Source organism: Streptomyces sp. MCA2 (assembly GCF_023544705.1).
Lineage (GTDB): Bacteria > Actinomycetota > Actinomycetes > Streptomycetales > Streptomycetaceae > Streptomyces > Streptomyces decoyicus.
In genome coordinates, this window is the sequence record NZ_JAMJFM010000027.1 from 65,356 (window position 1) to 87,281 (window position 21,926).

At 71.7% G+C, this 21,926-nt stretch carries 22 protein-coding genes; 5 read left to right on the plus strand and 17 right to left on the minus strand.

Annotated features, from left to right (window positions below; all coding sequences use genetic code 11):
* The first annotated feature begins 84 nt into the window (after positions 1–84).
* Positions 85–1,119, plus strand: coding sequence for a phosphatase PAP2 family protein (locus M8I34_RS22545; protein ID WP_250051750.1), 1,035 nt, complete (start codon positions 85–87; stop codon positions 1,117–1,119).
* A gap of 103 nt (positions 1,120–1,222) precedes the next feature.
* Here M8I34_RS22545 and M8I34_RS22550 read toward each other — a convergent pair whose 3' ends face one another.
* Positions 1,223–1,438: an I78 family peptidase inhibitor gene (locus M8I34_RS22550; protein WP_030990139.1), complete on the minus strand. Its 216-nt coding sequence runs from the start codon at positions 1,436–1,438 to the stop codon at positions 1,223–1,225.
* A gap of 521 nt (positions 1,439–1,959) precedes the next feature.
* Here M8I34_RS22550 and ctaD point away from each other — a divergent pair.
* A complete protein-coding gene (ctaD, locus tag M8I34_RS22555) occupies positions 1,960–3,642 on the plus strand; it encodes a cytochrome c oxidase subunit I (protein WP_250051751.1) in 1,683 nt (560 codons plus the stop codon).
* On the opposite strand, the gene M8I34_RS22560 is transcribed toward ctaD, so the two are convergent.
* The 4 genes from M8I34_RS22560 to M8I34_RS22575 form a co-directional block, all read right to left on the minus strand.
* Positions 3,530–4,567, minus strand: coding sequence for a YafY family protein (locus tag M8I34_RS22560; protein WP_250051753.1), 1,038 nt, complete (start codon positions 4,565–4,567; stop codon positions 3,530–3,532). The two genes, ctaD and M8I34_RS22560, sit on opposite strands and share 113 nt — an antisense overlap.
* A gap of 72 nt (positions 4,568–4,639) precedes the next feature.
* Positions 4,640–5,608, minus strand: coding sequence for a hypothetical protein (locus tag M8I34_RS22565; RefSeq protein WP_250051755.1), 969 nt, complete (start codon positions 5,606–5,608; stop codon positions 4,640–4,642).
* Complete coding sequence (locus M8I34_RS22570) at positions 5,605–6,864, minus strand: glycosyltransferase family 4 protein (protein ID WP_250051757.1); 1,260 nt, start codon at positions 6,862–6,864, stop codon at positions 5,605–5,607. Before M8I34_RS22570 ends, M8I34_RS22565 begins: the two co-directional genes overlap by 4 nt.
* Positions 6,865–7,154: 290 nt before the next feature.
* Positions 7,155–7,763 carry a transglycosylase family protein gene (locus M8I34_RS22575; protein WP_250051759.1) on the minus strand — a complete coding sequence of 203 codons (609 nt, stop codon included), beginning with the start codon at positions 7,761–7,763 and terminating at the stop codon, positions 7,155–7,157.
* 284 nt (positions 7,764–8,047) lie between these two features.
* On the opposite strand from M8I34_RS22575, the gene M8I34_RS22580 reads away from it, so the two are divergent.
* Together M8I34_RS22580 and M8I34_RS22585 are read left to right on the plus strand one after the other, a co-directional pair.
* Positions 8,048–8,857 carry a hypothetical protein gene (locus M8I34_RS22580; protein ID WP_244415707.1) on the plus strand — a complete coding sequence of 270 codons (810 nt, stop codon included), beginning with the start codon at positions 8,048–8,050 and terminating at the stop codon, positions 8,855–8,857.
* Between the two features lie 119 nt (positions 8,858–8,976).
* Positions 8,977–9,321 carry a hypothetical protein gene (locus M8I34_RS22585; protein ID WP_250051761.1) on the plus strand — a complete coding sequence of 115 codons (345 nt, stop codon included), beginning with the start codon at positions 8,977–8,979 and terminating at the stop codon, positions 9,319–9,321.
* A gap of 27 nt (positions 9,322–9,348) precedes the next feature.
* On the opposite strand, the gene der is transcribed toward M8I34_RS22585, so the two are convergent.
* The 5 genes from der to aroH form a co-directional block, all read right to left on the minus strand.
* On the minus strand, positions 9,349–10,809 hold the full coding sequence (der, locus tag M8I34_RS22590; RefSeq protein WP_250051762.1) for a ribosome biogenesis GTPase Der: 1,461 nt from the start codon (positions 10,807–10,809) through the stop codon (positions 9,349–9,351).
* A 70-nt stretch (positions 10,810–10,879) separates the two neighbouring features.
* Positions 10,880–11,536, minus strand: coding sequence for a 1-acyl-sn-glycerol-3-phosphate acyltransferase (locus M8I34_RS22595; RefSeq protein ID WP_030990123.1), 657 nt, complete (start codon positions 11,534–11,536; stop codon positions 10,880–10,882).
* On the minus strand, positions 11,533–12,267 hold the full coding sequence (gene cmk / locus M8I34_RS22600; protein ID WP_244415705.1) for a (d)CMP kinase: 735 nt from the start codon (positions 12,265–12,267) through the stop codon (positions 11,533–11,535). The genes M8I34_RS22595 and cmk overlap by 4 nt, the downstream gene beginning before the upstream one ends.
* An 85-nt stretch (positions 12,268–12,352) precedes the next feature.
* Positions 12,353–13,438 (minus strand): prephenate dehydrogenase, encoded by a 1,086-nt coding sequence (locus M8I34_RS22605; protein WP_250051765.1) that lies wholly within the window; start codon positions 13,436–13,438, stop codon positions 12,353–12,355.
* Positions 13,435–13,797, minus strand: coding sequence for a chorismate mutase (aroH, locus tag M8I34_RS22610; protein WP_250051767.1), 363 nt, complete (start codon positions 13,795–13,797; stop codon positions 13,435–13,437). Before aroH ends, M8I34_RS22605 begins: the two co-directional genes overlap by 4 nt.
* Positions 13,798–14,036: 239 nt before the next feature.
* Between aroH and M8I34_RS22615 the strand changes: the two genes are divergently transcribed.
* Entirely contained in the window at positions 14,037–14,732 is a 696-nt protein-coding gene (locus tag M8I34_RS22615) for a DNA polymerase beta superfamily protein (RefSeq protein WP_250051769.1), read from the plus strand.
* On the opposite strand, the gene M8I34_RS22620 is transcribed toward M8I34_RS22615, so the two are convergent.
* From M8I34_RS22620 to M8I34_RS22650, 7 genes are all read right to left on the minus strand, one after another.
* Positions 14,718–15,545, minus strand: a complete 828-nt coding sequence (locus M8I34_RS22620) for a DNA polymerase beta superfamily protein (RefSeq protein ID WP_250051771.1) — start codon at positions 15,543–15,545, stop codon at positions 14,718–14,720. The two genes, M8I34_RS22615 and M8I34_RS22620, sit on opposite strands and share 15 nt — an antisense overlap.
* Positions 15,538–16,551: an ADP-ribosylglycohydrolase family protein gene (locus M8I34_RS22625; protein WP_250051773.1), complete on the minus strand. Its 1,014-nt coding sequence runs from the start codon at positions 16,549–16,551 to the stop codon at positions 15,538–15,540. Before M8I34_RS22625 ends, M8I34_RS22620 begins: the two co-directional genes overlap by 8 nt.
* A gap of 99 nt (positions 16,552–16,650) precedes the next feature.
* Complete coding sequence (locus M8I34_RS22630) at positions 16,651–17,847, minus strand: pseudouridine synthase (protein WP_250051775.1); 1,197 nt, start codon at positions 17,845–17,847, stop codon at positions 16,651–16,653.
* Positions 17,847–18,545 (minus strand): SMC-Scp complex subunit ScpB, encoded by a 699-nt coding sequence (gene scpB, locus M8I34_RS22635; RefSeq protein ID WP_250051776.1) that lies wholly within the window; start codon positions 18,543–18,545, stop codon positions 17,847–17,849. Before scpB ends, M8I34_RS22630 begins: the two co-directional genes overlap by 1 nt.
* On the minus strand, positions 18,542–19,720 hold the full coding sequence (locus M8I34_RS22640; RefSeq protein ID WP_250051778.1) for a ScpA family protein: 1,179 nt from the start codon (positions 19,718–19,720) through the stop codon (positions 18,542–18,544). The genes scpB and M8I34_RS22640 overlap by 4 nt, the downstream gene beginning before the upstream one ends.
* Before the next feature lie 251 nt (positions 19,721–19,971).
* Positions 19,972–20,619, minus strand: coding sequence for a hypothetical protein (locus tag M8I34_RS22645; RefSeq protein ID WP_250051836.1), 648 nt, complete (start codon positions 20,617–20,619; stop codon positions 19,972–19,974).
* Entirely contained in the window at positions 20,616–21,779 is a 1,164-nt protein-coding gene (locus M8I34_RS22650; protein WP_078889665.1) for a ParA family protein, read from the minus strand. Before M8I34_RS22650 ends, M8I34_RS22645 begins: the two co-directional genes overlap by 4 nt.
* Positions 21,780–21,926 lie beyond the last annotated feature (147 nt).

The following is a 21,926-nucleotide window of genomic DNA, read 5'->3' on the forward strand; positions in this document are numbered from 1 at the left end:
TTGAGACACATTCCACATCACATCGTCATTACAAAGCGCACAGTTTGACCAAGCACCTACATCACACGCGGTAACGTCGATTGAGTGCGTACCGATGACAAGCTCGACCAGATGGAGGATCAGCGCCCGACCGATCGCGTCCGACCGCCCCGTATGACCCGGACCCGCCTGTGGCTGTTCTGGGGAACCATGGCGGTGTACCTCGCGATCGTGGCCGGGGTGCTGGCCACTTCATGGCTGGTCACGTTCGACTGGCAAGTCATGTTCTTCAGGCCCTACAAGCAGTGGCCTGAGATCCATGCCTTCCTCGACTACTTCGTTGTACTGGGGCAGCGCGGACCGACCGCGGTGGCGGTGGCGGCGTGGCTGGGCTGGCGCTGCTGGCGCCAGCGCAACCTCCACCCGCTGCTGGTGCTCGGCGCCTCGCTGCTGCTGCTGAACATCACCGTGGGCGCCGCCAAGCTCGGCATGGGCCGGCTCGGCCCGCACTACGCGACCGTGGTCGGCGCCAACGAGATGGGACTCGGCGGCGACATATTCCCCTCGGGTCACACCGCGAACGCCGTGGTGACCTGGGGCGTGCTGGCCTACCTGGCGACCACCTCGCTGCGCCGCCGCTCGCTGTCGGTGATCGCCGCGCTGGGCGCGCTGGGCGTCGGCATGACCACGGTCTACCTCGGCACCCACTGGGTCAGCGATGTGCTGCTCGGCTGGGCCGCGGGGCTGCTGGTGCTGCTGGCGATGCCGTGGCTGGAGCCCGGGATCACCTGGTTCGAGGACCGCCTCATGGGCGTGCTGCTGCGTCTGTGGCTGCGCCTGCGCCCCGACTCGCTGCGCGGCCCGCTGCCGGTCGGCTCGCTGGCCCCGGGGGTGTCCCGGCAGCGCATCGCCTCCGACGGGGAGGTGCTCGTCCGCGAGACGATCTCCGCCGGCACGGGCGGCCGGTCCGCCCACGCCCCGGACGGCTGGCCGCACCACGCGCCACGCCCGTACACCATCCGCTCGGAGCGCGCTCCGGTCACCCCGGCGGGCAGCCGGCGACCGCCGCACGCGGACCGCGTCCCGCGCACCACGCCGCTGAGCCCGACGACCGGGCGCGGCCGCAACGGGAACGGCTGACCGTCCCACGAGCCGCGGGGCCGGTACGCACACCCCCACCCCGCAGCGAAGGCCCTGGCCGCTCCCCACGGAGCGGCCAGGGCCTTCGTCGTATGTGCGGCGCTCAGCCCTGCCAGGTGCGGTGCACCGTGCCGTCCTTGACCTCGAAGTTGAGCCGGCCGGCCAGGAACTCCATGGTGATGATCGCGCCCGGGGGCAGCGAGCGGACGGTGGTCCAGCCACGCGCCCTGGCCTGCTCTTCGGCGTCCTGCCGAGCGAGGCCGACATACGCCTCCATGTCGTCCTGAGGGTTGTCGGGAAGGTTCGGTACGTCAGCCATGACAGCCACCGTAGGCGCCCGCGACGGCCCATGGAAGGCCGGGCCGTCGCACGCCCCGGTGACTTTCCGGTCCGGCATTGGTCACACTTGTGTCACAGCGCACGTTCGTACGTTTGCCGGAACTTCCGTCACCCTTACGCGCCGTGTGATGGCGCAACCGGGTGGAAAATTAAACAGCCGAAATTCCACCTTGATCGAATGTGAAACGGGCGCGGTCACTCGGCACAGCGCAACACGACGTCCGAAAACAATCCCCCGGCGGCGTCGGATTCCCTTTACCCGACGCCCTTTATCGGCCGTCCCGAAATTGCCCGACGACACACACTCCGCACACATTTCCCGCACATCGCCCCGCTTGCCGGTCCCGTACCCTCCCGGCCCGTTCGCCGGCCCCTCCGTACGCCCGCCCAACGGCCCGCCCGATCCCACCGGAACGGACCGGAGCGCCCACTCGCTCTGCGCTCCCGGCGCGAGCATCATGTCCCGGGCCCAGTACACCTTCGACGAACGAGGTGCAGCGGATGGTTACGGACACCGACCGGGCGCGCGTCCGGCCTCCCGGGGCGCGGCGCCGCGGGGCGGTGCTGGTCGACTGGCTGACGACCACCGACCACAAGAAGATCGGGCATCTCTACCTGATCACGGCGTTCGGATTCTTCTTGGTGGGCGGTCTGCTGGCGCTGGTGATGCGCGCCGAACTGGCCCGCCCCGGGCTCCAGATCATCGACGCTGAGCAGTTCAACCAGGCGCTGACCATGCATGGCACGATCATGCTGCTGCTCTTCGCCACCCCCGCCTTCGCCGGCTTCGCGAACGAGATCATGCCGCTTCAGATCGGCTCGCCCGACGTGGCCTTCCCGCGGCTGAACATGTTCTCGTACTGGCTCTTCCTCTTCGGCGGCCTGATCGTGCTGGGCAGCTTCCTCACACCGTTCGGCGGCCCGGCCTTCGGGTGGACGGCCTACGCCCCGCTCAACTCGATGGTCCGCTCCCCCGGCATCGGCGCCGACATGTGGATCATGGGGCTGGCGCTGGCCGGCTTCGGCACGATCCTCGGCGCCGTCAACTTCATCACCACGATCATCACGCTCCGGGCGCCCGGCATGACGATGTTCCGGATGCCGGTGTTCACCTGGAACATCCTCTTCACCTCGATCCTGGTGCTGATGGCGTTCCCCGTGCTGGCGGCGGCGCTGCTGGTGCTGGAGTCGGACCGGCAGTTCGGATCGGTGGTGTTCGAGGCGCAGTGGGGCGGTGCGCTGCTGTGGCAGCACATGTTCTGGTTCTTCGGCCATCCCGAGGTCTACATCATCGCGCTGCCGTTCTTCGGCATCATCACGGAGATCATCCCGGTCTTCTCCCGGAAGCCGATCTTCGGCTACGTCATGCTGATCGGCGCGACGATGGCCATCACGGCCCTGTCGGTGATGGTCTGGGCGCACCACATGTTCGTGACGGGGGCGGTGCTGCTGCCGTTCTTCTCGATCATGTCGTTCCTGATCGCGGCGCCGACCGGGGTGAAGTTCTTCAACTGGATCGGCACCATGTGGCACGGCTCGGTGTCCTTCGAGACGCCGATGCTGTGGTCGATCGGGTTCCTGGTGAGCTTTCTGTTCGGCGGGCTGACCGGCGTCATCCTCGCCTCACCGCCGATGGACTTCCACGTCACCGACTCGTACTTCGTCGTCGGCCACTTCCACTACGTCGTCTTCGGGACGGTCGTCTTCGCCACGTACGCGGGCTTCTACTTCTGGTGGCCGAAATTCACCGGCAAGATGCTCGACGAACGACTGGGAAAGATCCACTTCTGGACACTGTTCATCGGCTTCCACACCACTTTCCTGGTCCAGCACTGGCTGGGCGTGGAAGGAATGCCGCGGCGCTATGCCGACTATCTGGCCGCCGACGGCTTCACCGCCCTGAACACCCTCTCCACCGTCGGCTCCTTCCTGCTCGGCCTGTCCACACTGCCCTTCCTCTACAACGTCTGGACGACCACCCGCCACGGCGCACGGATCACCATGGACGACCCCTGGGGCTTCGGCCGCTCCCTGGAGTGGGCGACCTCCTCGCCGCCGCCCCGGCACAACTTCACGACTCTTCCGAAGATCCGCTCCGAGTCCCCCGCGTTCGATCTGCACCATCCCGAGGTGGGGAAGCAGCCGACGGCGATGCCGCCAGTGCCCGGGACAGCCGGTCCCTGATCGCCTGAATGTGACCGATCAGCTCCGGCGGTTCACGGACCTCGAAGTCAAAACCCGTCATCACGATGTGGAACACCATCACTTCCAGGCTGTGCGCACCGGTCCGCAGCAGACAGCGCCGCTCGTCGACCGCTTCCAGCGTCCCGGCGGCGGGACCGATGCGTTCCGCCGCCTGCTCCAGCGAGGCGTGCAGCAGCACGGTGGCCTGCCGGGCGTAGGCGTGGGTGGAGATGCCCCGGGAGACATACCCGGCGAGATCCTCGGCCGGCGGCGGGCGGGGGGTGAAGCGCGGGCCGTGCGGCGGGGTGGGGGTGAGGCGGTCGGCCCGGTAGGTGCGCCAGTCGGCGCGGCCCGTGTCCCAGGCGACGAGGTACCAGCGGCGCCGGGCGAAGACCAGGCGGTGCGGTTCCACGGTGCGCCGGGAGACCGTGCCGTCGTGGGCGGTGTAGTCGAAGCGGAGCAGGTGGCAGTCCCGGCAGGCGTGCGCGAGCTCGGTGAGGAGGTTCGGGTCCACCCGGGGGCCGCCGCCGCCGAGCAGCGGGACGGTGAAGGCGTTCAGCGCACCGACCTGGCGCTGCAACCGGTGCGGCAGCACCTGCTCCAGCTTCGCCAGCGCCCGTACGGAGGCCTCCTCGATGCCCTCGACGCCGCCTGCCGCGGCGGTGCGCAGCCCGACCGCGACCGCCACCGCCTCCTCGTCCTCCAGCAGCAGCGGCGGGAGTTCGGCGCCGGCGCCGAGCCGGTAGCCGCCGGCCGTCCCGGGCGCGGAGTGGACGGGGTAGCCCAGCTCGCGCAGCCGGTCGATGTCCCGGCGCACCGTGCGCGGGGTGACATCGAGCCGGTCGGCGAGCTCCGCGCCGGACCACTCCCGGTGGGCCTGGAGCAGCGAGAGCAGGCGGAGCAGACGTGCCGAGGTCTCCAACATGGCCCGAGTCTCGCAGCCGTTGCGGACAGCTGCGGTCCTCGGTGCGCCGCCGGGACCGCAGCCGGCGTTCCGTCAGCTCTCGGCCGGTCCGGCGACCCGTACGGCCAGGTCGTTGTCGAGCGTGTAATACGGGCCGACCCTGAGCTCTCCCGCGTCCGTCCGCACCGGCAGCCCGGGGTAGCTGAAGACCTGCTTCTTGTCGGCGACATCGTCCAGGAGACGGGCGATGCGCACCGGCCGGGCCCCCTTTGCGGGGCGCAGCCACAGGTCCCAGGGCTCGTTGCCCTGCTCCCACCGTCCTGCCAGTTCCTCGTAGGGCAGCGTGAAGGTGAACTCCTGGCCCTCGACGGTCAGCGGGACGGTGACGGTGGCCGGTCCGGTGTCCGAGGAGGCCGGGGTGCGGCGGGCGCGGGCCTCGGCGCAGGCACCGGCGGCCGGGGCGGCACCGTAGAGCCGGCCGGCGACCGTCATGCCGTCGGGCGCCACGAGGATGTCACCGGCCTCGGCGTGCGGGCCGCGCAGCCAGCTGCGCAGCGCGAGATTGCCGAACTTCGTCGCGTACGGGATGCGCACACCGAGCCGGCCGATGCCCGCCAGCGGCCTGCGGTCCACCAGCGACCGCAGGTCGTTGACGCCCGGCAGCAGGCGCCGCGGGTCCCCGCCGTCACCGAAGTCGGCGTAGGCGTTCCAGCGGCCCTCGGCGAGGGCGACGGTGCTGGGCAGCACGGCGCGCAGCCGCCCGGCGCCGTTGGGCCCGAGCGGCAGCCGTACCTCGTCGTCGGCGCCGTCGCCGCCGCGCAGCCGCAGCACCAGCGCCGCGTTCCAGGCGGTGTGGGTGTCCTGAGGGGCGTTCAGGTCGAAGGTGAGGCCGCCGGCGGAGTCCGCGATGCAGTCGGCCCTCAGCTCCACCTCGTCGCTCCGCTCCTGGGGCCCCTCGGGGCCGTCGGTTCCCGCGCTCACCGGAACCATGGGTTCCTGGTCGATGGCAGAGGGCTCCTTCATATCGTCTCCGGTCACGGTCAGTTGGCTCGACGCCGTCATGCCGTCCGCACCCCTCTCAGCACGGCGCAGGCCGCATCCTTGGTGGCGTATGCGCCGCTGAGCAGGGCTCCACGGGCGCGATGCAGGCTGCCGCGCAGCTGGTTGCCGCGCCTGCGGGCGAGCAGCTCCCCGAAGAGCGCCTCATAGCGTCCGGCGACCTCGGCAGGGTCGAAGCGGGCCGACGAGGCCAGCGCGGCCTCGCCCATCCGCTTGCGGGCGGCGTCGTCGTTGATCAGTGTGAGCAGCGAGCCGGCCATGGCCTCCGGATCGCCGACGGGCACCAGCTTGCCGTCCACCCCGTCGTCGATGATCTCGCCGGGGCCGTGCGGGCAGTTCGTGGCGACGACCGGCAGGCCGCAGCGCATGGCCTCGACGATCGTCATCCCGAAGGACTCCAGGCTGGAGGAGACCGCCGCGATCGAGCCCTTGGCCCACTCGGGCTCCAGAGGGTTGGCCGGCCCCATCAGGAAGACGTGGTTGTACAGGCCGAGTTCGTCTATCAGGGCGCGCAGCGCGGCCTTCTCGGCGCCGCCGCCGTAGATCCGCAGCCGCCAGTCGGGGCGCTCGGCGACCACCCGGGCGAAGGCCTGGATGAGGACGTCGTAGCGCTTGACGCGGGCGAGCCGGCCGGCCGCGACGACCCACTTGCCGCTGCCGTCGGCGGGCCGGAGGGCGGGCTCCGGCACGCTGTTGGGCACCGCCTCGACGCGCACACCGGGCAGCCGCAGCGTCCGGCGGTAGGCGCGGGCGTCGGCCTCGGTGACGGTGGTGACCGCGTCGAGGCGCGGATAGGCGCCGCGCAGTGCCAGCTTGAGCGCCCGGTTGTGGGTGTCCAGGGTGAGATGCTCCTGGCCTATCCGGACCGGGCCGCGGCGTGCCTGCTTGGCGATGTGCACATTGAGTCCGGGACGGGTGCCGACCACCACGTCCGTCTCCGTCCGGCGCAGATGCTGGGCGATCCGGCGGTCGGTGAGCTCGCTGTACTGGCCGTAGCGCCCCTCGGCGGCGGGAAATACCCTGGCGGGGCGGGTGTGCTCGGGGTCCGCGCCCTCGTAGCCCGGGCTGTTCTCCCTGATGTCCACGAGATGCCGCAGTGCGACGCGCGGACCGAGGTCGAAGACCGGGTCGTCGCGGTGGCGCAGTACGGACACGATCTCGACGTCATGCCGCTCGGCCAGCGTACGCGCGAGGTTGAACGTCGTCCTGATCGTCCCCCCTATGCCGTAGGCATTGTGTATCAGGAATGAGATGTGCATCCGTCCCCGTGTCCCCTGGTCTTCGGTCGTTCCGGTCCCCGTGGGATGCGTCGCGCCCCCCTCCCGACGGCGCGACGCATCCCCTGCTGAACGGTAGGACCGCGAAATGGGGTTCCTGGTTGGGCCTTTCGCCAAGTTGTTCCGCAAAAGTTAGGTCATCGGTAGCCGTGGAACGGAACCCCAACGCCCCGAATCCCCTCCGCCGTTGCCCGCGTGACCAGGCCTTCCGCCGGAGCGCGCCGGGACGCCGGACACCGTCCGGGCGCCTGCGAACTCCGGCCGTCCGCCCGTCAGTCGTCGCGCGCCGACCGGGAGTGCGACTTCGCCGCCTGCGGGAGCCGCAGCCTGGTGCCGACCGACAGCCTGCTGGGGTCCGGTCCGATGGTCGAGCGGTTGGCGCTGTACAGCGCCCGCCAGCCGCCCTTCACGCGGTACTTCTCGGCGATCTCGCCGAGCGTCTCCCCGCGCCGTACGACATGGGTCCGGGCGCGCGGGATCAGCCCGTAGCGCTGGGCGCACTCGGGCCAGGCGCCCCATCCCTGGGCGGCCTGCACCCGCTTTGCGATCTTGATCTGCTCACCGCGGCTGGCGAGGTCGGCCCGCTCCGCGAAGTCGAGGCCGCCGAAGGCCTCCCAGGTGGGCTGCCAGAACTGGAGCCCGCCGTAGAAGGTGTTGCCGGTGTTGATGTGCCAGTCGCCGCTGCTCTCGCACTCGGCGAGGCAGCCCCATGGCCACTGGTCGGCGGAGCAGGCGTGCGCGCTCTTGCCGCCGTTACCGCCGCCGTCCGGCCCGTCGGCAGCAGCGGCGCCGGGCAGGCACAGCACCAGGGCAGCGGCCGCCGCGGTGAGCAGCCCGACGGATCCCACGAGGCGCCGGGGCGCCGAAGAGTTGTCCGACATAGCCGGTGACGGTAAGCAGCCGTCCACCGCTGACCAGGGCGCCACGCCCGCGGACCCGCACTCCCACCCGGTCCGGTGTACGGAACGCCGCCGACTGCACCAGGTTCTGCGCAAGAGTTGGCGTTATGTGACCGCTTCTGTGGCGGCTTTCCATGGATTTCCACTGTGCGGCGATTGGTTCGATTCCGTTCCCTTCCTCGCGTGACTCCTGCCGCAGGTCACCCGTTGTCCTTGTACGAGCCGGGAGACCACCCGGCAGACGCACAGAGATCGAGGAGCCACCCGTGCCGCGCATGCTCGACGTCAGCGACGACGTTCGCGCCGAGATCGGCGACGAAGAAGCCGACCGCCTGCTGGCCGGTGGCGACGCCCCCGGCAGCTATGACTGCACCTCCTGCCGGACCCCCGGAGACAGCGAGCAGGAGCGCACCAGCACCGTCCTGTTCGTGGGCGAGGAGACCGCGGTGCTCGCGTTCGCCCACGCCACCTGCATCCCCTCGCAGGTCGTCCCGGTGTCGGAGGAGCAGCTCCAGGGAGCCGTACGCTCCATCACCGGAGAGGACGCCGCCGCCCCCGCCCCCGGATCGCAGCCGTCCCCGGCCGCCCCGGCCCCCACCACCCCGCGCCAGGCGACCCTCGGGATCACCTGCGGTCTGGTGCTGATCGACGGCGACCTGCGCCCGGCCCTGGTGGTCGAGCCCGACGGCCCGATCGCCCGTCCCGGCTCGGTCGGCCCCGACGACGACTTCCTTCCGCTGCTCCTGGAGCAGGGGTTCCACCCCGTGACGGACATGAACCAGCTCCCGCGCCCGAACCCGGGCTGGTCCGCCCTGCTGGCCATGGGCAAGCTGCACGCCGTCCTCCAGCCGGGCAACACCGGCCAGCAGGCCGCCTGGTGGCAGGCCCATCAGCCGCTCGCCGTCTCCGACGGCTGGCGCACCGCGGCCAACAAGGCGCAGTCGGTGGTGATGTACGCGGCGCCCGCCGGCTCCATCGGCCACCAGCCCCGCGAGGACCTGATGCGGGAGGCGCTGGAGAACGCCGCGGCGAGGGGCGCCCTGGTCGCCGCGGAGATGCCGCTGGCCGGCACCTGACAGCCCCTCGGCACCCGATCGCGGGGGCAGGACCGCCATTCCGGACGGTCATGCCCTCGCGATCAGCCATTTCCGCACGAAAGCCGCATCCCGCGGGCATCGGGGTCGTTGGCACATACGTGCACGCATACGACCCCTCCTCCCGCGCCCCGTACACCCACCCGATCCCCGGCATGCGCCCGTCCTACGAACCCGCGACGACGCACCTCACGGACCATGGTTCGGCCACGCCGATCTACGACGCGCTGTACGCCGAGTACCGCCGCTCCTTCCGTGCCCTGCCCGGGGACCGTACGGACGAGCCGGAGATCTCGGAGGCGCTGCATGCCAGCGGGAACTGGAGCCGTACGACGGAGTCCGCGGCGCACTGGGAGGTCGTGAGCCGGCAGCCCTACCACCCGCGGGGCCATGCCCCGGCGGCGCTGCCACCGGCGCAGCGGGACTCCCGGCCGCACGGCCGCTGAGCGGTCCGTACGGCCCGGGAGCTGCCGCTACTTCTTCTTGCTGCGCTTCTCGCGCACCCGCACGGAGATGTGGATCGGCGTCCCGTCGAAGCTGAACTCCTCACGCAGCCGCCGCTCGACGAAGCGGCGGTAGCCCGCCTCCAGGAAGCCGGAGGCGAAGAGGACGAAGCGCGGCGGCTTGGTGCCCGCCTGGGTGCCGAACAGGATGCGGGGCTGCTTGCCGCCGCGGATCGGGTGCGGGTGGGAGGCGACGATCTCACCGAGGAAGGCGTTCAGCCGCCCGGTGGGGATACGGGTCTCCCAGCCGGCCAGCGCGGTCTCGATCGCCGGGACCAGCTTCTCCATGTGACGGCCGGTGCGCGCGGAGACGTTCACCCGCATCGCCCACGGGATCTGTACGAGGTCCCGCTCGATCTCCCGCTCCAGGTAGAAGCGGCGCTCCTCGTCGAGGGTGTCCCACTTGTTGTAGGCGATGACCAGGGCGCGCCCGGCCTCCACGGCCATCGTGATGATGCGCTGGTCCTGGACGCTGATGGATTCGGACGCGTCGATCAGGACGACGGCGACCTCGGCCTTCTCGACGGCCGCCGCGGTGCGCAGCGAGGCGTAGTAGTCGGCGCCTTCCTGGAGGTGCACCCGGCGGCGGATACCGGCGGTGTCCACGAACTTCCAGGTCTTGCCGCCCAGTTCGATCATCTCGTCGACCGGGTCGCGGGTGGTGCCGGCCACCTCGTTGACGACCACCCGCTCCTCGCCGGCGACCTTGTTCAGCAGCGACGACTTGCCGACGTTCGGGCGGCCGATCAGCGCGATCCGGCGGGGGCCGCCGAGGGCCGTGCCGAAGGTCTGCGCGGGGGCCTCGGGCAGCGCCTCCAGCGCGGCGTCGAGCATGTCGCCGGTGCCCCGGCCGTGCAGCGCGGAGATCGGGTGCGGCTCGCCGAGGCCCAGCGACCACAGCATCGCGGCGTCGGCCTCGCCCGACGGGCCGTCGACCTTGTTGGCGACCAGGACCACGGGCTTGCCGGCGCGGCGCAGCAGCTTGACGACGGCCTCGTCGGTATCGGTCGCGCCGACCTTGGCGTCGACGACGAAGACGACCGCGTCCGCGGCCTCGATGGCGAACTCGGCCTGGAGCGCCACGGAGGCGTCGATGCCGAGGACGTCCTGCTCCCAGCCGCCGGTGTCGACGACCTTGAAGCGGCGGCCGTTCCAGTCGGCCTCGTAGGTGACACGGTCGCGGGTGACGCCCGGCTTGTCCTCGACGACCGCCTCACGGCGGCCGATGATGCGGTTCACCAGCGTCGACTTGCCGACATTGGGGCGGCCGATGACGGCGAGGACGGGCAGCGGGCCGTGGCCGGCCGCGGCGATGTCGCCCCCGACCTCCTCGAGGTCGAAGCCCTCCTCCGCGGCGAGCTCCATGAACTCCGCGTACTCGGCGTCGCCAAGCGCACCGTGCTCGTCGCCGGTAGGGATCTGGTCGTTCATGAAGTCCGTTCCTCGTTCATCATCGTGATCGGTGGGCCACTCGTCCGCGGCCCACTACTCAAGTGTGGGGTCAGCGCCCGGTCAGGCGCCTGGCCTCCGCCAGGTGGGCGGTCAGCCGCTCCTGGATCCGTACGGTCGCCTCGTCGAGCGCCTTACGGGTGCGCCGCCCGCTGCTGTCGCCCGCCTCGAAGGCGTCACCGAAGACGACATCGACGCGGGACCGCAGCGGTGGCACGGCCGGTGTCAGCCGGCTGTGGCGCTCCTTGCTGCCGAGCACCGCCACCGGCACGACCGGGGCGCCGGAGCGCACCGCGAAGTAGGCCAGGCCCGCCCGCAGGGAGGCGAAGTCGCCCTCGCCGCGGGTGCCTTCCGGGAAGATCCCCAGCGCTCCGCCCTGCTCCAGTACCCCGAGGGCGTCGGTGATCGCCTTGCGGTCGACGGTGTGGCGGTCCACCTTCAGCTGCCCGATGCCCCGCAGGAACGGGTCCAACGGGCCGACGAAGGCTTCCTTCTTGATCAGAAAGTGCACGGGCCGCGGCGAGGTGCCCATCAGCATCGGGCCGTCGATGCCGTGTGAGTGGTTGACGGCGAGGATCACCGGGCCCGCCGACGGCACCCGCCAGGAGCCCAGCACCCGCGGTCGCCACAGCCCGTACATCAGGCCGATGCCGATCCGCCGGCCGACCGCGGCGCCCGCCGCGCTCGGGGCCCCGCCGCTGTCGGTCACCGGGCGGCCCGCCCTGCCTTTTCGGCGCCGGCGCCCTCGATGAGGGTGACCACACACTCGATGACCTGCTCCAGCGTCAGCTCGGTGGTGTCCACCTCGACGGCGTCGTCCGCCTTGGCCAGCGGGGAGGTCTTACGGCCGGAGTCGGCGGCGTCCCGCTTGATCAGCGCCTCGCGGGTGGCGGCCAGGTCGGAGGCCTCCTTGCCCTTGAGCTCGCCGCTGCGGCGGGCCGCCCGCGCCTCGGGGGAGGCGGTGAGGAAGACCTTGAGGTCGGCGTCGGGCAGGACGGTGATGCCGATGTCCCGGCCCTCGACGACGATGCCGTTCGGCGCCTCGGCGGCGATGCTGCGCTGGAGATCGGTGATCAGGGTCCGCACCTCGGGGACGGCGCTGACCGCGCTGACCGCGGAGGTGACCTCCTGGGTGCGGATCGGGCCCGCGGCGTCCAGGCCGTCGACCGTGATGGTCGGGGCGGACGGGTCGGTGCCGGAGACGATCACGGGCTTGACCGCGGCGTCGGCCACGGCCGTCGCGTCCTTGACGTCGATGCCGTTGGTCAGCATCCACCACGTGATCGCGCGGTACTGGGCGCCGGTGTCGAGGTAGCCGAGGCCCAGCTTGGCGGCGACGGCCTTGGACGTGCTGGACTTGCCCGTGCCTGCGGGGCCGTCGATGGCGACAATCACTGCTGCCGGGGCGGTCCGAGCGGCGGTTTCCACGGTGACGAACACCTTTCTTGTACACGGGGCGGGGGTCCAAGGCCATAAGGGCCTCGGACAAGGTTACTGGCTCACCCGCACGGTGCCGTCCACGCGGTCACTGCCGGATGGACCAGCCCCGCTCACGCAGCTCCGCGGTCAGCACCGGCACGGCCTGCGGCTCGACCATGAGCTGGATGAAACCGGCCTGCTGACCGGTGGCGTGCTCGATGCGGACGTCCTCGATATTGACCCCGGCCCGGCCTGCGTCGGCGAAGATCCGGGCCAGCTCACCGGGCTGGTCGCCGATGTGGACGGCGACGATCTCGTAGGCGGCCGGGGCGGCGCCGTGCTTGCCGGGCACCCGCTCACGGCCGGCATTGCCGCGGCGCAGCACGTCCTCGATACCGCCGGCGCCGCCGCCGCGCTTCTGCTCGTCGGCGGACTCCAGGGCGCGCAGGGACCGCACGGTCTCGTCCAGGTCGGCGGCGATCTCGCCCAGCACATCGGCGACCGGGCCGGGATTGGCCGAGAGGATGTCGATCCACATCGCGGGATCGGAGGCCGCGATCCGGGTCACATCCCGGATGCCCTGGCCGCAGAGGCGTACGGCGGTCTCGTCGGCGCCCCTGAGGCGGGCGGCGACGAGGCTGGAGACCAGCTGCGGGGTGTGCGAGACCAGGGCGACGGCGCGGTCGTGCGCGTCCGCGTCCATCACCACCGGGACGGCCCGGCACAGCGCGACCAGCTCCAGGGCGAGGTTGAGCACCTCGGTGTCGCCGTCGCGGGTCGGGGTGAGCACCCAGGGCCGGCCCTCGAAGAGGTCGGCGGTGGCGGCCAGCGGGCCGGAGCGCTCCTTGCCGGCCATCGGATGCGTGCCGAGGTAGCCGGACAGCTCGCAGCCCATCGCCTCCAGCTCACGGCGCGGGCCGCCCTTGACGCTGGCGACGTCGATGTAGCCGCGGGCCACCCGGCGGCGGATGGCATCGGCCAGGGCCGCCGCGACATGGGCCGGGGGCACGGCCACGATGGCCAGGTCGACCGGTCCCTCGGGCGCCTCGGCCGTGCCCGCGCCGAGCGCGGCGGCCGTCAGGGCCTGCGCCTGGTCGTGGTCCTCCAGGAAGACCCGGACGCCCCGCGATTGCAGCGCGAGCGCGGCCGACGTGCCGATCAGGCCCGTTCCGATGACGAGTGCGGTCCTCACTGCGCGATGTCCTTCCGCAGCTCTCCGGCCGCACCGAGGTAGACATGGGCGATCCCGGCCTTGGACAGCCCGGTCTCGACATGGGCGAGCACCCGCACCACGCGCTCCATGGCGCCGTCGATGTCCAGCTCCTGGGCACAGATCAGCGGGACGTCCGTGATGCCCAGGGCACGGGCGGCGGCGGCCGGGAAGTCGCTGTGCAGATCGGGGGTGGCGGTGAACCACACGCTGATCAGGTCGTCCGCGAGGAGGTCGTTGCGCTCGAGGATGGCGGTGAGCAGCTCGCCGACCTGCTCCTGCATGTGCTGCGCGTCGTCCCGCTCCAGCTGGACGGCCCCGCGGACCGCTCGTACCGCCACGTCACTGCTCCCCTGCGTTCTGTGCCGCGTCACGCACCTGTGCGCGCACTGATCAGCGTAACCAGCCGCACGGACAATCCGTACGCGGCGGCCGGACGCTGAGACGGCCGGAGGGGCAGGACGGCGGTCCGTGCGCGCCGCGACCGGCCGCCCACCGACAGTCAGCACGCTTCCGGAGGGCCGCATTCCGCCCTTGAAAACTGGTGACATCCGCCGTTCCACCAGCGACAATCGCCGCCATGTCCGAAGCCGCCGCAGGTCACACCCTGGTCGCCGAGCACACCGTCTACGCCTGCGTGATGGGCTCGCGCGCCTTCGGTCTGGCCACGGAGTCCAGCGACACCGACCGGCGCGGGGTGTACCTCGCACCCACCCCGCTCTTCTGGGGCTTCGAGAAGCCGCCGACCCATGTGGAGGGGCCGCGCGAGGAGGAGTTCTCCTGGGAGCTGGAGCGGTTCTGCCATCTGGCGCTGCGTGCCAACCCCACCATCCTGGAGTGCCTGCACTCCCCCTTGGTGGAGCGGATCGACGGCACCGGCCGGGAGCTGCTGGCGCTGCGCGACGCCTTCTTGTCCCGGCAGGTCCACCGCACCTTCGCGGGCTATGCCGGCGGGCAGCTCAAGCAGCTGCGGGCCGACGTACGGCAGCACGGTGCGCCCCGCTGGAAACACGCCATGCATCTGCTGCGGCTGCTGGCCTCCTCGCGCGATCTGCTCCGTACGGGCGCGCTCACGCTGGACGTCGGCGAGGACCGGGAGGAGCTGCTGGCGGTCCGGCGCGGCGAGGTGGACTGGGCGGCGGTGGAGCGCCGGATGGGGCGGCTGGCCGAGGAGGCCGAGGCCTCGGTGTCCGGCTCGCCGCTGCCGGCCGAGCCGGACCGGGGCCGGGTGGCGGACTTCCTGTTCCGGGCCCGGCGGGCCTCAGCGCTCGGCTGAGGCGCCGGCCGTCCTGGCCCGGACGATGAGGTCGTGCAGCGCCTCGCGGGCGCCGGGAGCGTCCGGCAGGGCCGTCGCGTCCTGGGCGGCGTCCAGCCGGGCGTGCAGCGCCTCGATGTCCCGGCGCAGCCGCGCCGGGTCCACCACCGCACCGGCCATGCCGTGCTCGGCCGCCTCCTTGGCCGCGATCAGCTCCGGTATGTAGGCGGGCGCGGCCGGCTCGCCCACCAGGGTGGGCAGATGGGGCTGCACCCGGCCGCTGTCCATGAGGTGGATGCCGGTGAGCAGCACCCGCAGCGTGTAAAGCAGCGGCTTCAGCTCGCCGGTCTTCTCGAAGAGCCGCCACTGGGTCGTGGCGAAGCCGCGGTAGTGGTGCGCGTGGTGGGCGGTGAGCAGGCCCGGGGCCAGCGCGATCAGCTCGTCGTGCACGGGAGTGGTGTGCACCACCAGGGGCGAGAGCAGCTGCTCCAGTACGTAGCCGTTGCGGCGCAGCAACAGCCGGGCGAATTTGCGCAGGTCGTGCGAGACGAGGTCCAGCTCGGTGCGCCCTTCGTCCCACATCCGGGTCCGGGTCTCGTCGGGCTCGTGCAGCCCGAGGAAGGCGGCGGCCGGCAGGAGGTGGGCGCCGCGCAGATCGACGTCGGAGTCCCGGGACGGGAAGCCGTACAGATGCGCGCCGGAGACCGTCGCGAAGACCAGCGGGTCGTCCTGTTCCGCGACCACAGCATTCAGGTCGACGGCAGGCAGCCCGGCCGCCCGGAGGACGGCCTCCCGTCCGGTGACCGTCTCGGTGACGGTCGGGTTCTCACGCATCCCAGGCCTCCCCCAGTGCCAGCAGCTCGTCGCGGTATTCGATACGGGCGGCCCACTCCTCGGGCCAGGCGCCGGCGCCGAGGCGGGCGCCCGCGAAGGCGCCGGTGAGGCAGGCGATCGAGTCGGAGTCGCCGGAGGTGCAGGCGGCCCGGCGCAGCGCGGTGAGCGGCTCGTCGGGGAAGAGCAGGAAGCACAGCAGGCCGGTGGCCAGCGCCTCCTCCGCGATCCAGCCGGCGCCGGTGGCCAGGCACGGGTCGGCCTCCCGGTCCGGTGCGCCGAGCGCCGCCTCCAGCCGGTCCAGCACACCGAGGCACTCGTCCCAGCCGCGGGCGGTGAAGTCCGCCGCGGAGGGGTCCTGACTCCGCCGCCACAGGTCGCCGAGCCAGTCCTCCCGGTAGACGGTGCGGTGGTCGTGGGCGTACGTGCGCAGCAGGGCGGGCAGCTCGGCGGGCGGTGTGCCGTCGGCGAGGGCGCGTACGGCGCAGGCGGTCAGATCGGCGGCGGCGAGCGCGGTGGGGTGCCCGTGGGTCAGCGCGGACTGGAGCTGTGCGGCACCGGAGCGCTGCTGCGGGCTCAGCCCCGGGACGAGCCCGATCGGCGCGACCCGCATATTGGCGCCGCAGCCCTTCGACCCCATCTGGGCGGCCTCGGCCCAGGGCCGGCCGCGGTCGCTGAGCAGTTGGCAGGCCCTGAGGCAAGTGCCGCCCGGCGCCCGGTTGTTGTCGGGCGAGCGCCACCAGGTGACGTACTCCTCGCGCACGGGTCCCACGAGGGCCTGCGCGGTGAGCGGACCGCGGCCCAGGGCCGTGCGCAGTCCGCGGCCCAGCGCCAGCGTCATCTGGGTGTCGTCGGTGACGAACGCGGGATCGGGCAGCGGCATCCGCCGCCACGGGCCGCACTTGGCCAGGATCGACGGCACATCGTTGAACTCGGTGGGAAAGCCGAGCGCATCGCCGAGAGCCAGCCCGATCAGCGAGCCGGTAGCGGCGGACCCCGTGGACACCATGAAAAAACCACCCCTTAATGTCACAGTGACATTAAGGGGTGGGGCTGCGGAGCCGCAAGGCATTTCCTGCCGTGCGGTCCCGCGGCGGTCCCTGCGGACCTAGAGCTCGACCTCACGCATCAGCATGCCGACCTCGGTGTTGGTCATCCGGCGCAGCCAGCCCGACTTCTGGTCGCCCAGCGGGATCGGGCCGAAGCTCGTGCGGACGAGCCGCTCGACGGGGAATCCGGCCTCCGCGAGCATCCGGCGCACGATGTGCTTACGGCCCTCGTGGAGCGTGACCTCGACGAGGTAGTTCTTGCCGGTGTTCTCCACCACCCGGAAGTGGTCGGCGCGGGCGTAGCCGTCCTCCAGCTGGATGCCGTCCTTGAGCTGCTTGCCCAGGTCGCGCGGGAGGGGGCCCTGGATCGCGGCCAGGTAGGTCTTCTTCACGCCGTAGCGCGGGTGCGTCAGGCGGTGCGCCAGCTCACCGTGGTTGGTGAGCAGGATGATGCCCTCGGTCTCGGTGTCCAGCCGGCCCACGTGGAACAGCCGCGTCTCGCGGTTGGTGACGTAGTCGCCCAGGCACTGGCGGCCGTCGGGGTCCTCCATCGTGGAGACCACACCGGCCGGCTTGTTCAGCGCGAAGAAGAGGTACGACTGGGTGGCGACCGTCAGGCCGTCGACCTTGATCTCGTCCTTCTCCGGGTCGACCCGGACGCCCTGCTCCATGACGACCTGGCCGTTGACCTCGACGCGCGCCTGGTCGATCAGCTCCTCGCAGGCCCGCCGCGAGCCCATACCGGCCCTGGCCAGCACCTTCTGAAGCCGCTCGCCCTCTTCGTCACCGAAGGTCTTGGGGGTCTTGACCTGCGGCTTGTTGTGCCGAGCGCGGTTGCGCTCCTCGATCTTGGCGTCCAGCTCCCGGGGCCGCGAAGGCGCCTGGCCCCGGCCGCGCTGCGGACCGCCCTTGGCACCGGGGCCGGACCCCTTGGAGGCAGCGCCCGTACGCGGGCCGCCCTTGGCGCCCCCACGGGCCGCCGCGCCCCGGCTGCCGCCGCTCTTGGGGCCGCCGCTCTTGGGGCCGCCGCTCTTGGAGCCACCGCCCTTGGAGCCGCCGCGCTCGTCCTTGCGGTCCGAGGAGCCCCCGGGACCGCCGGATCCGCCCACGTCGTAGCGGCGCTCCTCGGGACGGGGGCGGCCCGCGCGCTGCTTGTCGTCCCTCTTCCCCCCGGCCTTCGGCCGCGGGGTGCTCCCGCCGGCGCCGCGGTGGTCGGCCCGGCCGCTGTCCCTGTTGTTCCTGCCGCTGCTTCGCATCAATGATCCGTCTGAGAGTCGCCGCTGTCGTCTACGTCGAACGACGGGATACCTTCCGGTGAGTCGCCCTCGACCGCGTCCGCTTCCGGAAGGAACGGTGCGAGCTCAGGGAGCTCGTCCAGGCCTCGCAGGCCCATCCGCTCCAAAAAGTAATTCGTCGTCCTGTACAGGATCGCACCTGTTTCAGGTTCCGTCCCCGCCTCCTCCACCAGTCCGCGCTGGAGGAGCGTGCGCATCACACCGTCACAATTCACGCCGCGTACGGCCGAGACTCGGGAACGGCTGACCGGCTGACGGTACGCGACCACGGCCAGAGTCTCCAATGCGGCCTGGGTCAGCCGGGCCTGCTGCCCGTCCAGGACGAAGCTCTCCACTGCGTCCGCGTACGCGGCACGGGAGTAGAAGCGCCAGCCCCCGGCCACCAGCCGCAGGTCGAATCCGCGCCCCTGGCGGGTGTAGTCGTCGGACAGCTCGCGCAGCGCCAGCGCGACCGCGCGGCGGGGCCGCTCCAGCACCCTGGCCAGGTGTTCCTCGGTCGCGGGCTCGTCGACGACCATGAGGACCGCCTCCAGCGCGGGCTTCAGCTCCAGCCCGGCCACGCCCAGCGTCCCGGCCGGCGCACCGGACCGCTCCCCCAAGGCGCCCTCCGTACCGGTCTCCGTGACGTCGTACGCCTCGCCGTCGGCCACGCCGCTCATGCCCGCTCCTTCTCTGCGTGCTCTTTCTCTGCGTGCTCTTTCCGCTCCGCCTCGGCGGCGCGCTGCCCCGGCTCCTGGTCGAACTCGTCCGTGACCACCGGCTCGGCCCCCTCCGCGCCCGTCCAGCGGACGTTCAGCGCCCCCAGGGCCTCCTCCTGCTCCAGGACCACCACCCGCTCCCGGTAGAGCTCCAGCAGGGCCAGGAAGCGCGCCACGACGGTGAGGGTGTCCGGTGCGTCCGCGCACAGTTCCTGGAAGCTGCTCTCGCCCGCCTCCCGCAGCCGCGCCATCATCACCTCGGCCTGTTCCCGCACGCTCACCAGCGGCGCGTGAATGTGGTCGACATAGACCTGCGGCCGGGCCTTGGGCTGCATCGCCTTCACCGCGAGCTTGGCAAAACCCTCCGCTCCGGTGCTGATGACGACCTCGGGCAGCAGCTCGGCGAGGTGCGGCTCCAGCCCGACCGTACGGGGATGGCGCCGGGCCTCGTCCGCCAGCCGGCCGCTGAAGATGTCCGCGATCCGCTTGTAGGCGCGGTACTGGAGGAGCCGGGCGAAGAGCAGGTCACGAGCCTCCAGGAGCGCGAGATCCGCCTCGTCCTCCACTTCCGCCACGGGCAGCAGCCGGGCCGCCTTGAGGTCCAGCAGCGTCGCCGCGACGACCAGGAACTCCGTGGTCTGGTCCAGATCCCAGTCCGGCCCCATGGCCCGGATGTGCGCCATGAACTCGTCGGTCACCTTGGACAGGGCGACCTCGGTGACGTCCAGCTTGTGCTTGGAGATCAACTGGAGAAGGAGGTCGAAGGGTCCCTCGAAGTTGTCCAGCCGGAGGGTGAACTTGCCGTCGCCGGCCTCGGGGGGAGCCTCGGCGGGAGCGGCTTCTGGGACGGCATCGGGGACGGCCGCGGCAGGAGCGTCATCGGAAACGGCGACGGGCGCGTCCTCGGCGGCGGCGCCCCGCGGCACGTCCGGCTGCGGCCCGTCCGGCTGTGACGCGCCCAGCTGTGACGCGTCGGCATCCTCCGGCACCCCGGCCGCTCCGGACCCGTCCGGCACCGCGGCCTCGTCCGGCGTCACAGGGGCGTCCGGTGCCACCGGCCCCGCGTCCGCGCCCGCCCCCCGCCCAAGAGGTCTACGGGCGCGGGGCGCGGAGGCATCGTCGTTGGTCGTCGGCATCGCGGTCCATGGTGCTGCGGTCCCGCGCCGGGGGCGACGGGCTGGTCACGGGCGGGAGACCCCGCCGAGGAGGCAGGCTATCCCGCGGCGCCCGCGCCCTGTCCGACCCGACGCGTCAGGCTTCGCGCGGCGTGACGTTTCCGCACCGTGGCGGCCGCCGCAGGAAATCTCCGCCACCACGGCGAGCAGCCACGCCGCGGGCACCGGCGGCACCGGACCGGCCGCGCCCCCACACGGGCAGGGACGGGGCGTCAGCGCCCCCGCAGCCGCCGCACCAGGATGCTGGCGTCGCCGCGCGACTCCAGGTCGGCGAGGACCACGGCGACCGCCTCGCGGACGATCCGGCCGCGGTCGACGGCGAGGCCGTGTTCGCCGCGCAGCACCAGCCGCGCATGTTCGAGGTCCATGAGCTCCTCGGCGGAGACATAGACGGTGATCTTCTCGTCGTGCCGTTCCCGGCCGCTGGGGCGGCGGTTGGCACCGCGGGATCCCCCGCGCCGGCGGCCCTGGCCACCGGCCTGCGCGGCCGCCGCGGCCGCGTCCGAACCGGCCTGGCCACCCTGCCCCGCCTGGGCCCGGTGGCTCTTGCCGGTGTCGCCGTCCGCCTCACGGCCGCCGTGCTCGGCCGAGGGACCGACGGCGGGCACCCGCGGTGGCGTGGCCGGTCCGCCGTCACCGGCCGTCGCCGGGGTGTCCGAGCTGCCGGCCCCGGGCCGCCGCTGCCGTACCGCGGTGGCCGCCTCCGGCCCGTCCGCCGGATCGGGCTCGCCGGCCGGTGCGGGCACCCGGGGCGCCTCGCCGTTGGCCGGGGAGCCGTTCGCCGAACGGCGGGGGCTGGAGGGCTGAAGCCCCACGCCCCCGGTGGTACGGAACAGTTCGTCGGCGCCCGGCAGACTCACTCGGCGTGACACCGGGCGAGCACCTCCCTGGCGAGCTGACGATAGGCGGCGGCACCGACGGAGTTGGAGGCGTACGTGGTGATCGGCTCGCCCGCGACGGTGGTCTCCGGGAAGCGGACCGTACGGCCGATGACGGTGTGGTAGACGTGATCGTCGAAGGCCTCGACGACACGTGCCAGGACCTCACGGCTGTGCACGGTGCGGGAGTCGTACATCGTCGCCAGGATGCCGTCCAGCTCCAGTTCGGGGTTGAGCCGTTCCTGGACCTTCTCGATCGTCTCGGTGAGCAGCGCGACACCGCGCAGCGCGAAGAACTCGCACTCCAGCGGCACGATGACCTTGTGAGCCGCCGTCAGCGCGTTGACGGTGAGCAGACCGAGCGAGGGCTGGCAGTCGATGACGATGTAGTCGTAGTCGGCCAGCAGCGGCTTCAGGGCGCGCTGGAGGGTCGACTCGCGCGCGACCTCGCTGACCAACTGCACCTCTGCCGCTGACAAATCGATATTGCTGGGCAGCAGGTCCATGTTGGGGACCGCGGTCTTCAGGAGCACCTCGTCGGCCGCCATGCCCCGCTCCATGAGCAGGTTGTAGACCGTCAGGTCGAGCTCCATCGGGTTGACGCCGAGTCCGACCGACAGGGCGCCCTGGGGGTCGAAGTCGACGAGCAGCACCCGTCGTCCGTATTCGGCAAGTGCGGCACCCAGGTTGATGGTCGAGGTGGTCTTGCCGACCCCGCCCTTCTGGTTGCACATGGCGATGATTTTGGCGGGGCCGTGGTCGGACAGCGGTCCCGGGATGGGGAAATAAGGGAGCGGGCGTCCGGTCGGGCCGACGCGTTCTCGACGCTGGCGCGCGGCGTCCGGCGCGAGCGTCGCGGCGTATTCGGGGTCCGGCTCGTACTCCGCGTCCGGATCGTAGAAGTGCCCCTGGGGCAGGTCGTCGTAGTCGGCGAGACGGGCGGGTTCTCCACTGCCCCGGTCGCCGGCCATGGCGTTCACGTGATGGCCGTCCATGCTCTGGTGGGCTGTCGTGGAAATGCTCTGGTGGGCTGCGAAGGTGTGGACCGCTACGGAGCCGACAGCCTCGAGCCCCGAGGGACCCTGGCCCCGTGCAACCGCTCCTGGTTGACCACCCCCGGGAGTAAATGTCGACTCATTCACAAGTCGTCTTACCTCCTTGGATGTGACCAGGAAACTTTATCGATAGGTCAGCGTGGCACCATGCCGACGGTTGGCGACTCTATGGCGTGTCGGGCGTCCGCAGCAACACAATCCACCGGACCCGGCACGATGTGTCGGTAACCGGAC